Source organism: Pseudomonas sp. IT-P4 (assembly GCF_949767755.1).
Classification (GTDB): domain Bacteria; phylum Pseudomonadota; class Gammaproteobacteria; order Pseudomonadales; family Pseudomonadaceae; genus Aquipseudomonas; species Aquipseudomonas monachiensis.
This window is the reverse complement of the sequence record NZ_CATKPX010000050.1, coordinates 1-16,238: the sequence shown is the minus strand read 5'-3', so window position 1 is coordinate 16,238 and position 16,238 is coordinate 1. Positions and strand designations below refer to the sequence as shown.

8 protein-coding genes, 1 rRNA gene and 1 pseudogene are annotated in these 16,238 nt (G+C 59.8%); 3 read left to right on the top strand and 7 right to left on the bottom strand.

Annotated features, from left to right (window positions below; genetic code table 11):
- Window positions 1–92 precede the first annotated feature (92 nt).
- Window positions 93–208, top strand: a 5S ribosomal RNA gene (rrf, locus tag ACM6IT_RS20985).
- Window positions 209–311: 103 nt separating this feature from the next.
- On the opposite strand, the gene ACM6IT_RS20980 is transcribed toward rrf, so the two are convergent.
- From ACM6IT_RS20980 to ACM6IT_RS20960, 5 genes are all read right to left on the bottom strand, one after another.
- Window positions 312–779, bottom strand: coding sequence for an SRPBCC family protein (locus ACM6IT_RS20980; RefSeq protein ID WP_409079476.1), 468 nt, complete (start codon window positions 777–779; stop codon window positions 312–314).
- Between the two features lie 22 nt (window positions 780–801).
- Window positions 802–4,209, bottom strand: a complete 3,408-nt coding sequence (locus ACM6IT_RS20975) for an amino acid adenylation domain-containing protein (protein ID WP_414918612.1) — start codon at window positions 4,207–4,209, stop codon at window positions 802–804.
- A gap of 13 nt (window positions 4,210–4,222) precedes the next feature.
- Window positions 4,223–5,152 carry a diiron oxygenase gene (locus tag ACM6IT_RS20970; RefSeq protein ID WP_414918611.1) on the bottom strand — a complete coding sequence of 310 codons (930 nt, stop codon included), beginning with the start codon at window positions 5,150–5,152 and terminating at the stop codon, window positions 4,223–4,225.
- The gene (locus tag ACM6IT_RS20965) at window positions 5,149–5,925 is read right to left on the bottom strand and encodes a DUF3050 domain-containing protein (RefSeq protein ID WP_409079474.1); all 777 of its coding nucleotides are present in this window, start codon (window positions 5,923–5,925) and stop codon (window positions 5,149–5,151) included. The genes ACM6IT_RS20970 and ACM6IT_RS20965 overlap by 4 nt, the downstream gene beginning before the upstream one ends.
- 734 nt (window positions 5,926–6,659) lie before the next feature.
- On the bottom strand, window positions 6,660–7,370 hold the full coding sequence (locus ACM6IT_RS20960) for a GntR family transcriptional regulator (protein ID WP_056727020.1): 711 nt from the start codon (window positions 7,368–7,370) through the stop codon (window positions 6,660–6,662).
- A 196-nt stretch (window positions 7,371–7,566) separates the two neighbouring features.
- On the opposite strand from ACM6IT_RS20960, the gene lapG reads away from it, so the two are divergent.
- Window positions 7,567–8,259 carry a cysteine protease LapG gene (lapG, locus tag ACM6IT_RS20955; protein ID WP_056727019.1) on the top strand — a complete coding sequence of 231 codons (693 nt, stop codon included), beginning with the start codon at window positions 7,567–7,569 and terminating at the stop codon, window positions 8,257–8,259.
- A gap of 14 nt (window positions 8,260–8,273) precedes the next feature.
- On the top strand, window positions 8,274–10,220 hold the full coding sequence (lapD, locus tag ACM6IT_RS20950; RefSeq protein ID WP_056727018.1) for a cyclic di-GMP receptor LapD: 1,947 nt from the start codon (window positions 8,274–8,276) through the stop codon (window positions 10,218–10,220).
- 45 nt (window positions 10,221–10,265) lie between these two features.
- On the opposite strand, the gene ACM6IT_RS20945 is transcribed toward lapD, so the two are convergent.
- Together ACM6IT_RS20945 and ACM6IT_RS20940 are read right to left on the bottom strand one after the other, a co-directional pair.
- On the bottom strand, window positions 10,266–10,604 hold the full coding sequence (locus ACM6IT_RS20945) for a hypothetical protein (protein WP_056727017.1): 339 nt from the start codon (window positions 10,602–10,604) through the stop codon (window positions 10,266–10,268).
- Between the two features lie 146 nt (window positions 10,605–10,750).
- A pseudogene (locus ACM6IT_RS20940) lies at window positions 10,751–16,238 on the bottom strand (LapA family giant adhesin); the annotation flags it as partial.

Genomic DNA, 16,238 nt, shown 5'->3' with positions numbered 1-16,238 from the left:
TATCTGCGTACGCAGGTAGGGGTTTTGTTTTTAGTAGAAGTCACCAGTTTTCACCGGCACGTTAAAGTTCTAACGGGCTGGTCACAGAATTTCTTGACGACCATAGAGCGTTGGAACCACCTGATCCCATCCCGAACTCAGCAGTGAAACGATGCATCGCCGATGGTAGTGTGGGGTTTCCCCATGTGAGAGTAGGTCATCGTCAAGATTGAATTCCGAAACCCCTCTCTGCTAACGCAGACAGGGGTTTTGTCGTTTCAGGGGTACTGAAAAGCCCGTTGTGGAGTCTCTCCACAACGGGCTTTTTCGTCTTAAGCAAACAGCTTCAGCACATTGTTCATCGCATCATCGGCAAAACCCTGTACGAAAGCCTTGAAGCCCGGTATCGCCTCGGCGCCACCTTGGGCAGGTTCGGCGATGATGGTCCAGGTGGCTCGGGACTGGCCCGCACCCAGTGGTTCAACGCTCATCGCTGCCCACAGATTGGCCACACCCAGGGTGTTGTAGATAGTGGTCCAGGTCATGTGCCGTGCCTGGTCGTCCCGGGAGTTGAGTTGCTCGACTACCAGGTTGCCATCCTTGAAAAACTTTTTGCGCAGCGATGACACACCATCACCGGTCATCTCAATGTGCGACAGCGCCGGGATGAAGCGATCGAAGCCGGCAAAATTGCCGACTACGGCCCATACCTGAGTGGCATCGGCAGGTACGTCCACCGAGGACGCCACGTGGCAGCCTTGAGGGTTTTTGATCAGCGTGTCGGGTTGCAGAGTGCTCATGGTCTTGCTCCGTTGGGTTGAGTCAGATGAAATTGATTTCTTTGAGGTAGTCGCAGCCGCGACGCAGCAGCGCCGGGGACTTTTGCGGGTAGTGCGTGCCCATCAGCCGAACACCGGCCTGGGCGTTGTCGTGACCGATCATCGAGATGTCGCCGATGTCCTCCTCGAAGCCGTTGAGGTAGAACCCCAGCACGCCGTACAACGCGTTGTCGCTGTCGACCCGACCCAGTTGCTGCTGCCAGTCGGCAACGCTGACCATCGCGAATTCGCGCCCTGCTTCGCGGAAGGACGCCACGTAGTTGTCCCAGCTCAAGGGCTCGGGGTTGTGCAGGTTGAATACCGCTTGCTCCGGCTGATAACGACTGGCGTGGAAAGCGATGAATCGGGCGAGAAAGTCCACCGGCATCAAGTCGAAGTTCAAGGCGAACTCCGGCACCTGCCCCAGCTGGATCGAGCCCTTGAGCATCAGCATCAGGCGATTCTTGTGCGGCTGGCACACGCCCGTGAGGCTGTTGAAACTGATGTTGCCGGGGCGGTAGAGATTGACCCGCACCCCAAGCTCCCGCGCCCGTTCGAGGATCCGCTCGCCGACCCATTTGGACAGGTTGTAGCCGTTCTTGATGTAGATCGGTGGTGTGGGTGCAGCCGGCAACTCAAGCACTCGGCCGTCGGCGGATATCGTGCTGGAGGCCGAGAGCGTCGAGACGAAGTTGAAGATTTTTTTGCTGCGTCCTTCGCACAGGCGCAAACATTCGAAAATCGGCTCGACGTTGTCACGGGCCAGCGACTCGTAATCGAGGACGTGATTGACGTTCGCCGCGTTGTGCACCAATGCGCCAAACTCCTGATCCAGTCGCTGGTAAACCTCAGCCGCCAAACCGAGTTCCGGCCGCGTGATGTCTGCCGCGTAAACCCGCACCCGGTTCATATCCAGATGCTCCAGACGGTTCTCCCGCAACGCCTGGGCAAAGCGCTCGTCCGCCGATTGCCCGTTGCCATCGCGAACCAGGCAAGCGACTTCGCTGGCACCCCAGGCCAGCAACGCATCGACGATGTGTACACCGACAAAACTGTTGGCACCGGTGACGATCACCTTGTGCACATCGCCCATGCGGTTGACGGGCAGCGGCTGAACATCCAGCTCGCGGAAGGCATCGCGCATGGCCTGTTCGCTCAGCACTTCTTCGCTGCCGGAACCCCGCACCAAAGTCGCCAGTTTCTCGAGAGTGGGGAGTTCGATGAATCGGTTGATCGAGATGCTGCGCCCGAACTCCTCGCGCAATCGCAGGAGCATGCGCGACAGCAGGATCGAGTGCCCGCCCAGATTGAAGAAGCTTTCGTCGGTGGAAATATCGCTCGCCGGGAGCTCCAGCAACTCGGCCCAGATCTCCAACAGCAGGGCCTCATCGGCGCTGGCGGGCAGACGTCTTGAAGAGTGCTCGGTGACGTTGAGCGCCAGCTCCAGAAGCGCCTTGCGGTCGACCTTGCCATTACTGGCATAGGGCATGGCTGTCAGCTCGGTCCATGCAAGGGGGCGCATGTAGTCCGGCAGGTGTTGTGTCGCGTGGGCCTTCAACTGGCGAACGCTATCGGGCTGGTCGTCCCGGGGCTGGGCAACGAAAGCCAGTATCCGTCGCTGGCTATCTATGACCACGGCAACCTGGCGGTACAACTGGCTGTCGCGCAGGCAGCGCTCAATCTCTTGCGGCTCGACCCGGAAGCCGCGAATCTTCACCTGATGATCACGCCGACCGCACAGCTCGATCCCTTCAGCCGTCCACTTTGCCATGTCTCCGGTGCGATAGACACGCAACCTCCGGCCGTCAGGCAAGTTCAAGTGCAGATAGCGTTCAGCGGTTTGCTGCGGGTTGTTCAGGTAACCCAGACACACACCCGGGCCGGCGATGTACAACTCACCAACGGTCTGTTCGGCCACGGGGTGAAAGTCGTCATCGAGAATCAACACCTGGCTGTTGGCGATTGGAGCGCCCAGAGAACGGTTGCTGTCGCCTGCCTGGAGTTTGCGCGCGGTAATCAGCACCGTGGCTTCGGTGGGCCCGTAGAGGTTGTAGAGCTTGCCCTGGCGGCTCAGTTTTTCGATGACCCACGGCTCGCAGACATCGCCGCCGGTCATCACATGATCCAGGCACTGCAATTGTTCCAGCGGGAGGATGCTCAACAAGGCCGGCGGTAAAAAGGCGTGGCTCAGTTGCCGATGACGAATCAGCTCCACCAGTTGCAGCGGATCGCGGCGTTGGTCATCGCCGGGCACGATCATCTCGGCGCCTTGCAACAGGGTGGGGAAGATGTCGATCAGCGATGAGTCGAATCCCAACGAAGAAAACTGTAATACCCGGCTCTGGCGGGTCAGCTGCACATAGTCGGCGTACCAGTGGGTGAAGTGCGCAAGGTTGGCCTGGCTGAGCAACACGCCCTTCGGATGACCGGTGGTACCCGAGGTGTAGAGCGCCATGCAAGGCGCATCGAGGTCGGGGCGTTGGCGCATCAAGGGTTGAGTGAGGTCTGCGTCATGGACGTCGATTCTGCTGATGTCCAGCCCTGGCATCTCGTACGCCAGGGGATGCTCACCGTCATGCAGCAACAACACCGCGCCGGCATTCGACAGGATGTACTGCTGACGTTGCAACGGATGGCCCGGCTCCAGCGGCAAGTACACCGCGCCGCTGCCCAGGATCGCCAGGATTCCCGCATACAGCGCGCTGCATTTAGGTAAGCAGATCCCGATGACGACCGGGCCTTGATGCTGCTCCAGAAGCGGTCGCAGACGTTGCTCGATGGCGCGGCTGTGGGCGTGCAACTGGCGATAGTCGAGGGTGTCGCCGTCGATGCTCAAGGCCGGATGGTCGGCGCTCTGGATGCATTGCTGTTCCAGGCTTTCGATCATCGGCGTTAACGCGAGTTGCTGCAGTCTTGGGTCAGCGGTGGCATTGAGCCGATGCACGAACGTGAGGCTTTCCAGGAACCGCAGGCTCTCGATGCGCTCGAAGCGGGCAGATACGGCGGGTTCGGCGAGCCGAAAATAGTCGGCATCGCGCGAGTAGCGGCTGACCAGCAGCGCCACATGGTCAACCAGTGCTGTCATGGCCTGCATACGCAACGCCTGGCCGTTACCCGACGGTTCATCGGCGATGGGTGCGCGGCTCAGCAGTGTTGAACCATGCCAGCACAGTACGTCCAGCGATGGCAGGCCGGACGCCTGCGGCAGGCGAAGGCCCAACTGCAATGTCAGGCGTGGCGCCTGACAGGTGAACTCAAGCGACGTGCCATCGTCGATCAGTAGATCCGCAGGCCCCGGCATTTCGTCGAGTGCGGATATCTGCGTCAGTGAGTGACCGTGTTGTTCGAGTTCCAATGCCAGGTCGGTCAGGGCCTGGCTTTTTCCGGTGAGCAAGATGTCGAGACGTCTCATGATGGGCTCCTCGTCAAACCAGGTAGTCGCTGAGGGCGGTTTGTACGCACAGCGAATCGAGCAGCGAACTGCTGTGGAAAAACCGCACAATGTTGGCCACCAGCGGGTGATGGCGATTGATCGGGAAGGCCAGTGCAGACACTTCGTTCTTGAGGGCGTGACGCGTCGCGTCGTTGATCTGCAGTGCGTCGATCAAGCGGAAGTCGAAGGATTTCTGGATGTCGTTGGTCAGGTAATGAGCAATGAACACCGGCAGGATCTGCGCGATGCACTGGCGGTCTTCTGCACTTGCGGCATGCCAGTAGATGCGTACCAGCCGCGCCCAAAAACCGGAATGGCGCCCCTCATCGAGCAAGTGATCGGCCATCAGGCCCTTGATCGATTGCTTGACCGTGTCGTCCTTGGCGAACGCGGCGACATCACCGGTCACCGTGTTTTCGGCGATGGCCACACAGATCAGTTCTACGGCGCTGCGCAGGTGCTCCGGAGCGAGTGCCACGGCCACCGGTATCGCCCGGCTCAGCTCGATTTCATCCGGCAATTCAATGGGGGGGATGCCGGTCATGGCGATGGTCTGTTGCATGAAATCCATCGCCACCAGCGCGTGGTAATCCTCGTCCACCACCACAGTCATGGCGTCGTAGCGGCAGGCGAACGGAAACTCGACCGCAAAACGATTCTTGGCAATGCTGCGGGCGGTTCTGTCGACGATCTCGGTTTCGAAAATCACCACATCGCTGATGAACTTGTAGAGGGTCTGTACCAGGGCGAAGTCGCGCTGTTCCGGGCATTCGCGCAGAAAGGTTTCGCTTAGCGCCAACGGTTGGCGGCTCAAGGGGTAGATCAGTTTGTCGTCGTTCTCCAGCACGCGGCGCGGGCGGGTGCGGATGGTCGCGCGGCTCTCCCAGGCGTCGGCGAAGGATTGGTAGTCGGCGGCGTTCATGCGTTCACCTCCACGACGTATTCGTTCATGCTCAGGCGCAACCCGTCCCACAGGGCGATACGACTTTCCACGGCAGCGATGGCGCTCGCATACACGTCTTCCTGCCGTTGCGGGTCGCTATCGACCATCCGTGACAGGAGCTTTTCCGCTGCCGGGCCGTGGTCCTCGGAATCGACCTCAATGTGCCGTTCGAGGTAGTACCGGAAAGTCGGCGCTTGCTCGATGCCGATGCCCCAATCGTCGAGGATGCGCTGGAACATCTGCGGGATAACGCTCTCGCGACCGTGCAGAAACGCTGCGGCCACACTATGACCCGGCGCATGCAGTGCGGTGTGAAGCGTATGACGGACGAAATTGGCGGCCGCCGGATCGATCTTGACGCTCTGCAAGGCCATGTCGTAGTTCACGCCTTCTTGCTGCAGGGCCACGAAACGCTCGATGGCAACGGTGCAGGCGCCGACCTCGCGCATTGCATCCAGGTACAACTCGAAGTGGCTGTAGTGACCCAGAGCCGGGCGATCATCCGACTCCTCACCCAGTACGATCTCGTTGATCAACCGCGCGGCCTGGGGATCCTGCGGTGGAAGCCAGGGCAGTCGCACGCAGGTCAGCTCCTGTTGCAGGCGCTTGGTCAGCGACATGAAGTCCCATACGGCAAACACGTGGGTTTCCATGAAGCGTCGCAGGACCGGCAGCGAATGTATTTCAGAGAAGATCGGGTGTTTGCCAAGTTCTGATTTTTTTTGAAACAGACGTTCTTTAGTTGGTTTCATGGATGAGCCTGTAAATGATCCTTGGTGAGAAGTCATCAAGCACTGAAGTTCGTTGGAAGTTTTTTCCTGGCGAACGGGTACCTCAAACTAATTGATCTTTTTCAGTGCCATGGATGCCAAGTGGGTTAGGCGTTGCAGCCGTTTGTGGCTGGCGACGAAGAAAAACTAATACACATATAAAGTGTTGATCAAGTTGTTTTGTTATTATTTCAATATTCAACTTTTTCGAGAATGACAAGTTCCAATAAAACTATTTAGGTTGGTTTTATTTTGGCGTAGTTACTCCTTCCGGCTTATATGAGTCAGAATTGAATAAAGAGTGAATGCCTCACTCGAAGTAACTTTTTACGGGCGTCGTTGGGAATGTCTGAGGGGGTGGAAGCGGGTCGCGAGCGATGCCGATCCTTCCGTTCCCGTGATGAGGCTCCTTCCTTCGCTTCTGGGGGCAGGGGTTGCTCCATTCGAACGGAGCGTCACCCGTTTTTTGTCCTGGTTATCCAGAGTGGGCGTAAATCGAGGTGGCCGCCATTACTGAGGCATCACGCAAATGTTGCAATGGTCGGGTTTCAAGGCGGCGAGGCGTTGCGGCGCGGTATGGCGCGGTATGGCGCTGCAAGGGCGGCGTGGTATGGGGGAAGGGGATTTGTAATCAAATTATTCGCGGAGCATTTGGAGGGATGCGCGGCAAGCGGGGTGAACCCTTCGGTACGCTCCCCCGGGCTTGCCGCCGAGGGTTACTTCGACCTGTTCCTGGCCTGGACTTCAGGGCTGTTGAGGTAGCGCGTAATGACCTCGACCCCTCGGTTCAGGTGATGTTCGAGCAGCTTCACGGAGCGTTCGACGTCCCGCTCTGCAGCAGCCTGCAACAGTGCCTTGTGGTCATCCTGGGACAGTTTGCCCAGGCCCATGGCTTCCAGGTTGAAGCGCAGGAACCGCTCTTCTTCGTTCAGGCCGTCTTCGACCAGTTTCAACAGCCGGCGATTCGGCGCCTGGCTGTAAAGCGTCATGTGGAACAAGCGATTGAGCCGACCGATTTCGGTGTAGTCGCTTTCCGTTTCCAGTTCGTCGATGTAGCGGGCAGCCTCTTCGAGATCTTCTTCGCGAAGCAGTGGCACCGAGAGACGCAGGGCTTCGGATTCCAGCAGGATGCGCAGCGCGTAGGTTTCCACGGCATCGCCCTGGACCAGCGGCGCGACCACGGCACCCTTGTGGGCAACCACGTTGAGCAACGACTGTGCTTCGAGTTGGCGCAAGGCTTCGCGTACGGGCATGCGGCTGACGCCGAACAGGTCGGCGAGGTCTTGCTGGCGCAGGGCCGCACCGCAAGGAATGCGCCCGTCGAGTATGGCCGCGCGCAGGGTTTCTTCGATCACCGAGCGTGCCATGTGTGCGGGAATCGGCCCGTTGACCTTGATACGGCTGAGAGGGTTGGGCTTTTGTGTCACTAAACGCACCCTGATTGATGGAATATTTTTGGATCCAAATGACACTAGTAACTGACTGACTGCTTGTCAAACAGGCTCTCGAGTGCCTTTCTTGCAGTTTAGCGCGCCGCCAGTGATCTCACCGTGCCATTGTCTTTTTCCGGGCTAACCTTCACCATTCGAACGATTCCCTCCTGCCTATCCAGGATGCCTCGCATTGGCGGCAAGTTTAACGATCCCCCGGGTTTTACGCTGGCTGTGCAGCGCATTGCTGCTGACTGGCGTAATGCTGGGCAGCTTGAGCGCCGATTGGGATTTTTCCCTGATCAGCCGGCGGGCGCAGGCATTGTACGGACCTTTGGGAGAAGGTCAGCAACGCATTAATGATTGGCAATACTTATTGACTAGCCAGAAGCAGATCGGCGAGCTGGAACAACTCAATGTAGTCAATCACTTCTTCAACCAGCAGCTGCGATACGTCGAAGACATCGATCTGTGGCATGAAGTCGACTACTGGGAAACCCCGATCCAAGCCCTCTGGAAAGGCGCGGGCGACTGTGAAGACTACGCTATCGCCAAGTACTTCAGCCTGCGGCACCTCGGTGTAGCCAGTGAAAAGCTGCGTATCACCTATGTCAAGGCGCTGACCCAGAACCGTGCGCACATGGTACTGACTTACTACGCGAGCCCGGAAGCCGAGCCCCTGGTACTCGACAGCCTGATTGATGCAATCAAGCCGGCAGGCCAACGGAAGGATTTGCTGCCGGTCTACTCTTTCAATGCCGAAGGGATGTGGTTGCCGGGTGCCAAGGGCAATAAAAAGGTCGGCGATACCAAACGCCTTTCGCGTTGGCAGGATGTGTTGAAAAAAATGCAGGCCGAAGGATTCCCGGTCGAGACGACTAACTAGGAGCACGTGCTCAGATGTCTTTGTTCAAACAGCTGTTGATTGCTATCTGTCTGTTCCTGGTGGTCGCCTTCACCGGCAGTTTCATGGTCAGTCTGGAGAGCTCGCGTACTCAGTACGTCAACCAGTTGCGCTCCCATGCCCAGGACGCCGCGACGGCGCTGGCGCTGTCCCTGACACCGAACATCGACGACCCGGCGATGGTTGAGTTGCTGGTCAGCTCGATTTTCGACAGCGGTTACTACGCGAGTATCCGCGTGGTCGATCTGAAGACCGACCAGACCCTGGTCGAGCGTACGGGTATTCCGGCGGTCAACAATGTTCCGGACTGGTTCGTCAAACTGATCGGCCTTGAACCCGCCGGTGGTGATGCGATCGTCAGCCGTGGCTGGGAACAGGCTGCCCGGGTCGAGGTGGTCAGCCACCCGATGTTCGCGCTGGCCAAGTTGTGGCAAAGCGCTTTGGGTAGCCTGGGCTGGTTGCTGCTGTGTGGCGCGGTCAGTGCGGTACTCGGCGCGCTGTTGCTGCGTCAGCAATTGAGACCGCTGGATTACATGGTCAAGCAATCCCACGCCATCGCCCGGCGGGAATTCCTCAGCCTGCCGGAACTGCCGCGTACCCCAGAACTTCGCCGGGTAGTGCAGGCCATGAACCAGATGGTCGAAAAGCTCAAGGCGCTGTTCCAGGAGCAGGCCGAACGCAGTGAAAAACTGCGGGTCGAGTCCTATCAGGACTCGTTGACCGGGTTGGCCAATCGGCGATATTTCGAGATGCAACTGAATGCGCGGGTAAGCAACCCGGAGCAGGCCAGTTCCGGTTATCTGCTGCTTTTGCGGGTCAAGGATCTGGCCGGTCTCAACCAGCGACTCGGTGGCCAGCGCACCGATGAAGTGCTTAAGGCCGTCGGTGAGCAACTGTCTCGTGAGTGCGCCAAATACCCGGAAACCCAGAACCTGGTCACCCGTATCCGTGGCGGCGAATTTGCCGTACTGGCACCGGGGCTGGTGCGCGCGGAAGCGCTGCAATTGGCACAGAACCTCGACAGTGCCCTGGCCAGTCTTCACGCGACCGGCGCCACCGATGTGGCTGCCGTGGCGTCTATCGGCCTGGCGCCTTTTGCTCATGGCGACTCGCCGCAAACCGTTCTCAGCCTTGGCGACCAGGCGCTGGCGCAGGCCGAAGGCCAGGGCGAGCAGAACTGGGCCTGTATCGAGCACAGTCTCGCGGCCAGTGTCGGCGACGATCACCACGCCTGGCACCGGATGCTCGACCAGGCGCTGACACAGCGGCGTTTCGAGCTGTATTTCCAACCGGTAGTGGCCGCCCAGGACACGCAACTGGTGCTGCACTACAAAGTGTTGTCGCGACTGCTCGACGAACACGGCCAGACCATCCCCGCCGGGCGTTTTCTGCCCTGGCTGGAGCGCTTCGGCTGGACTGCACGTCTGGATCGGCTGATGCTCGAGCGGGTGCTGGAGCAAATGAGCGGGCATGAGGAGTCGCTGGCGCTGAACCTGTCGTCGGCTACCCTGGCCGACCCGCAGGCGCAAAACAAAATCTTCGAGATACTGCGCGCGCACTCCAACCTCGGCCCGCGCCTGACCCTGGAAATTGGCGAAGAGCAACTGCCTGACCAGGCGGTGCTGGAGCAACTGACCCGGCGCCTGCGCGAACTCGGGTTCTCCCTGAGCCTGCAACGTTTTGGTGGCCGCTTCAGCATGATCGGCAACCTGGCTCGGTTGGGGCTGGCTTACCTGAAAATCGATGGCAGCTACATTCGGTCGATTGACGAGGAGAGCGACAAACGCCTGTTCATCGAAGCGATCCAGCGAGCGGCGCACAGCATTGATCTGCCGCTGATTGCCGAGCGGGTCGAGACAGAAGGGGAGTTGTCGGTGATTCGCGAGATGGGGCTATACGGTGTGCAGGGCCAGCTGTTCGGCGAACCCAAGCCCTGGGGTTGATGTGATCGCTCCCACGCCGTGCGTGGGAATGATCGCAGGGGCGCGTCAGATCAGCCCGGTCTCTTCATCATCGATCAATTGGCTCAAGCCACCCAAGGCTTCACGGGCCTGGTTTCGGTCCATGAGCTTGGCCTGGGCCGCCGTCGGCAGGTCGGTGACGCGGATTACGCCTTTCTGGGTCAGCACCTGAATCAAGTCGTCGAGTACCCGGATCATTTCCAGGTCACTTTGCTTGAGCTGTTTGAGGCTGTTCTCCACAGCCGCGTTGGCAAACCAGGCCTGAATCTCATGATTGTCGGCCGCCAGCGTTTCCGTGGCCTCGGCGTAGGCGGCGGGTTCCACGCGTATCAACAGGCCCTGCGCATCGCGTTGCACGTAAAACATTGAGCATCCCTCGGAATGGAACCAGCGTCGTGCTGTCAGCAGCATAGGTCAACTGCACGCCAGTATGTGGCGCCGCGACGAAATCGTCACCGGGCAGTGGACGCAATCGTGACGACCGCCCCATAGGGGGCGGCCGTTTCCGTGCATCAGCTGTTGTTGTGATCGATTTTGATGGTCGGGTCGCTACCGGCAATCAGGTTGTGCAGGTTAGCGCTCGACCAGTTGTTGCCTTCCAGCTTGATCGTCACGTCCGGCGTGGCGGCTGCGGCGTTGCCCGAGTTGAACTGGCCGGCCGAGCTGACTTGCAACGACGACACGCCATCGACGGTGCTGATCTTCAGGAAGTTGTCGATGGTGCTGCCGGTTTCGCCCTGCAACAGATCACGCAGGTCGATCCGGTCGCCTTCGCTGGCCTTGAAGTCCTTGATCACGTCGTTGCCGGTATCGCCCGCTTTCCAGACGAAGGTATCACCGCCAGTACCACCGATCAGGATGTCGCTGCCCTGTCCGCCCATCAACGTGTCGTTACCGGTGCCGCCGAGCAGGATGTCATTGCCCTTGCCACCGTCGAGGTTGTCGTTGCCGCCCGAGCCGAACAGGATGTCATTGCCGGCACCGCCCAGCAGGGTGTCGTTGCCGTCATGGGCACCGGACAGATCGAACGCGTTGTAATGCTCGGTGATGTATTGGTGCACATTACTGGTGGTGACTTTGCTGACTTCCACGCCGGATTGCTGCGCCACGAAGGCTTGCATGGCCTGGTAACCCTCGCCGGCAATGCCGTTGAAGCTCACCAGGTCGCCGAACAGAATGTCGTTGCCTTCGCCACCGCTGACGGTGTCGTGACCCGGCATCGTCGCTTCGGTGTGGCCGATGATCGAGTTGGCCAGATCCTTCGGATCGATGTTGGTTTGTGGCAATTGATTCGAGTCATACGGCTTCAGGTCGTTGAGGCTCACGCCGTTGTTGAGGCCAATAGCCTCGACATTCGACAGGTTGCTTAGCAGTGCAAAGCTGCCGGTGGAGTTGCTGGTGGTGTCCCAGTCAGTGCTGCTGCCGTCGCCGTCACGCCCCGAGAACTCGTAGGTGCCGTCACCCTGGGCATGCAGATAGCCGAAGTCCTTGGATGACCAGCTACTTCCGTTGCCGTTGCCATTTCCGTTATTGCCGTTGCTGCTCTTGGTCCAGACCGTCACTTGGCCCGAGGCGGAAATGTCGATCTGGTGCGTGCTGTCGGGGAACAGGCTGATCGCTTTACCCAACTGATAGTTACTGGTGGTGATCAGGCTATCGAGCGTTGTGCTGCCATACAGGGTCGGGTTGGTCGACTCGCCGCTCTGGTAGTAAGTCGGCTTGCCGTCAGTAATGAAATACGTGAGGTTCTTCGCCCCGGTGTTGGCCACGGCGTCCGCACTCTGGAACCAGTTGGCCGTGGTTTTGAATACGTCCTCGTAGTTGGTGCCGCCGCCGGACGACATCGAGTCCAGAGTCGCCTTCAACTGAGTCAACGCATTCGAGTCATTGAGGTTCACCGACACCGACTTGTTGACCTGGGTGTCGAAGTCCACCAGGAAGATGTTCACCGTACCCGAGTTGCTGCCCAGGCTTTGCTTGAGGGTGTTGAACACCGACGTCAGCGAGTCCTTGGCCGAGCTGATCGACGACGAACTCATACTGCCGGAGCTGTCGACCATGAACGCGATGTTGTAGTTGGTGCCCGGCACCACGGTCAGGCCGCCGATGTCGGCGACGATGATGTCATTGCCGTCGGTGCCGGTGACGGTGTCATCGGCCGCGGTGGCGGTGACAGCGTTGTAGGCCGCCGGGTACACGGTCACGGGGATCTGCGAAGTGCTGCTGGCCGAACCACCCAGGGCCTCGGTGGAAGTCGAGGTCACGGTCAGGTTGAACTGGCCGTTGTAGTACGGTGGCGCGGTGACGGTCAGAGAGCCGAGGTTCCAGCCTGTCACATTGGCCTCGCCATTGGACGCGGTGACCGTGAAGGTATGTCCCGCGCCGTCGGTGAGCACCGAGCCGACCGGCATGCCGCTGATCTTCAGGCTCAGGCTTTCCGAGCCGTCGGTGTCGGTCAGCGCGGTGGTGATGGCGGACAGTTTCACACTGGTGCCTTCGGCGCCGGTATTGAGTTTGTAACCGTCGTAGTAGCCTTCGCCATTGGTGCCGTGCAAGTCGGACACGGTCACGCCGGCATTCACCAGGTCCGGGACGCCGGTGTAAATCGGTACGCCGGCACTGCTCAGGTCGATCGGCGTGCTGCCATTGACCGACAGGTTGACGTCATAGCTGCCCGGGCCACTCTGGTTGTGGTGGTAGATGTCCAGGGTGTAGTAGCCGCTGGTGGTCGGGGTGTACGAACCGTTGAGGTTGCCGCCCGCACCCCAGGTGATCGCAGCGACGTTCTTGCCGCCGATGGTCACCAGCAGGCTGTCATCGCCAATACCGCTGAAAGTGTAGGTCTTGCCGGCTTCGAGGTAGATCAGGCCGGAAGTTTTCGACGCCGTACCGGCGGTTACGCTACCGTCGGACTGCACGTTGGTCACGGTGCCTTTGGAGTTCGCCGTGCCAGCGGCGTCGATCACGTTTTTCAGCGTGGTCGAGTCCGCGCCATTGCCGCTGGTGCCCAGGCCCGACAGACCGGTCCAGACTTCCTTGATCAACCCGGTGGACCTTACGCTGTTGTCGGCAACGCTCAGGGTCGGGGCATCCGCCACTGGAGTGATGTCGATCTTGATCGTGCCGGTGTTGCCCAGCGTCTGGCCGTCGGTTGGCTGGAACTGGAGTTGCGCGTAGTCAGCCTTTTGGTCACCAGTGCCAGGGCCGTAACCGTCCACGCCCGACTCGTTGGCATCCGGCATGAAGCGAAGTTTGCCCGCGTCGATATCAGTCTTGCTGAACGTCTGGTTGGCGGCGACATCTTTCCAGGTCGAACCGTCCAGGTACTGCAGTTTGCCCTCGCCCGGCAGCTGGGTGATTTTCACGCCCAGGTTGGTGGCCGGACTGTCGATGTCGCTGACGCCGAAGGTCGACCAGCCGAGGATCAGCGGCGTGTCTTCGGTGCCGGTGACGTTGACCGGTGCTGCGACCGGTGCGTCATTGACCGCCACCACGTTGACCGTGGTGGTCGCGGTGTTGGAGTAGTTGCTGCCATCGGTCACCGTCACAGTGATGATGCGCGGCACGGTGCTCGGATCTTCACTGTTGTTGGTGAAGGTGATGTTTTTGATCTGCTGCATGTAGTCGGCCAGCGTCGCGTTACCCGACAGGGTCAGGGTGACGGTGCCGTTGGTGCTGTTGGCATTGATGGTAATGCCGTTGACGCTGTTGCCCAGGTTCAGGGCATCGCCGTCCTGACGGTTGGTCAGCACGATGGTCGCGCCGGTCAGCAGGGTGCTGTCCGGGTCGGTGATGCTCAGGTCGGTATCGCCAATCGACACGCCAGGGCCGGCAGTGTTTTCGGTGAACGTCACCTTGTAATCGGCTCCGGTGGCGCCGCTGGAGTTGTTGGCATCGAGGTCCAGTGCTGGCGGTGCGTCGTTGTCGATGATCGAAGTGCCGACGCTGCCGTTGGACGTGCTGATCTCCAGGTTCTCGAAGTTGCCTCCGGTGGCCGAGTCGATCTTGACCACGAAGTTTTCGGTGCTTTCGGTGATTCGGTCATCGATGGTCGAAATGTCGAACGGCACGCTGCTGGCATTCGCCGGGATCTTGACTGTCGTCACACCGGTGAAGTCCGCACCATTGGCTGCGGTGCCGGAGTAGGTCAGGGTTACGGTCACTTCACCGTGAGCCGGGTTGGTCAGCGCGAGGGTGTAATGTGCGGCCTGACCCTCGACGACAGATGTATCACCCGAGATGCTGATGGTGGTGACGTCACCGGTGTTGGCTGGCGTATTTGGCGTACCCGAACCTGCTTCGTCGGTGACGGCAGTGGTGAACTGGTCCTTGCCCAGGGTCAACTTCTCGAAATTGTCTGCGCCAGTAACGCTCTCGAGCTTGTTTACGATGGACGGCTGGCCGCCGGTGTAGACGTCATCCTTGGCAATGATGGTGGCGGAACCGGTCGCGGTATTGGCTGGGACGGTGACTTTGGTGCCATCGGAGAGGGTGAACTCCAGCGGGCCGTGGTTATTGACCGGCAGACCGGCCGCGTTGGTCAGGGTCACGGTGTAGGTGACCTGGCCGCCTTCGGCGACGGTGGGCTTGTCGGCGGTCAGGGTGGCGATCACTTCGCTGACGGTGTCGGTGATGGCCACGTTGGCCGCGGTGCCGTCGATCACCAGGTTTTCGAAGGTCTGGCCGTCGACGCTGGCCGAGCCGACGGTCAGGCTCAGGTTACTTGGGTCGTTGTAGACGTCGTCACCCTGCACCGGTGCGGTGTAGATGGCCGACAATTTTCCCGCTTCAATGGTGACGGTGTCGCCATTGCTCAAAGTGACCTTGAGGTCGTGATCGAGTTTCTGGTCGACCTTGACGGTGAAGGTCGGGGCGAGGTTTTCCTGTACGCCGCCATTGCCTTCGATGCTGACGGTGACCTTGTCGCCTTGGCCTGATGGCTCATCGGTGACCGTGGTTGCGACCTCGGTCTGACTCAGGGTCAGTTTTTCGAAGTTGTCAGCACCGCTGACCGATTCCAGTTTGTTGACGATCGGCGCTTGGCCACCGGTGAACACGTCGTCGGCAGCGGCGATGGTCGCCGTGCCAGTCGCGGTATTGGCCGGGACTTTGATTTGTGTGCCGTCAGTCAGGGTGAATGTGAGTTCACCGTGATTGTTCAACGGCAGACCCGCCGCGTTGGTCAGGGTCACGGTGTAGGTGACCTGGCCGCCTTCAGCCACGGTGGACTTGTCGGCGGTCAGGGTAGCGATCACTTCGCTGACGGTGTCAGTAATTTCGACCTTGGCTTCGCCACCAATGACGAGGTTCTCAAACGACTTGCCATCAACGGTCGCATCACTGATGCCAACGGTGAGGGTCTGGCCGTCCTTGTAGACGTCGTCACCTTGCACTGGCGCGGTGTAAATGGCCGACAGCTTGCCGGCTTCGATGGTGACGGTGTCGCCATTGCTCAAAGTGACCTTGAGGTCGTGATCGAGTTTCTGGTCGACCTTGATGGTGAAGGTCGGCGCGAGGTTTTCCTGCACGCCGCCATTGCCTTCGATGCTGACGGTGACCTTGTCGCCCTGATTGTCGGTCGGGGTGCCCGAACCGGGTTCGTCGGTGACCGTGGTTGCGACCTCGGTCTGACTCAGGGTCAGTTTTTCGAAGTTATCCGCGCCAGTAACGCTCTCGAGCTTGTTGACGATCGGCGCCTGGCCGCCGGTGAACACGTCGTCGGCAGCGGCGATGGTTGCCGTGCCAGTCGCGGTATTGGCCGCGACGGTAATCTTGGTGCCATCGGAGAGGGTGAACTCCAACGGGCCGTGGTTATTGATCGGCAGACCGGCCGCGTTGGTCAGGGTCACGGTGTAGGTGACCTGGCCGCCTTCAGCCACGGTGGACTTGTCGGCGGTCAAAGTGGCGATCACTTCGCTGACGGTGTCGGTGATGGCCACATTGGCCGCGGTGCCGTCGATCACCAGGTTTTCGAAGGTCTGGCCGTCGACGCTGGCCGAG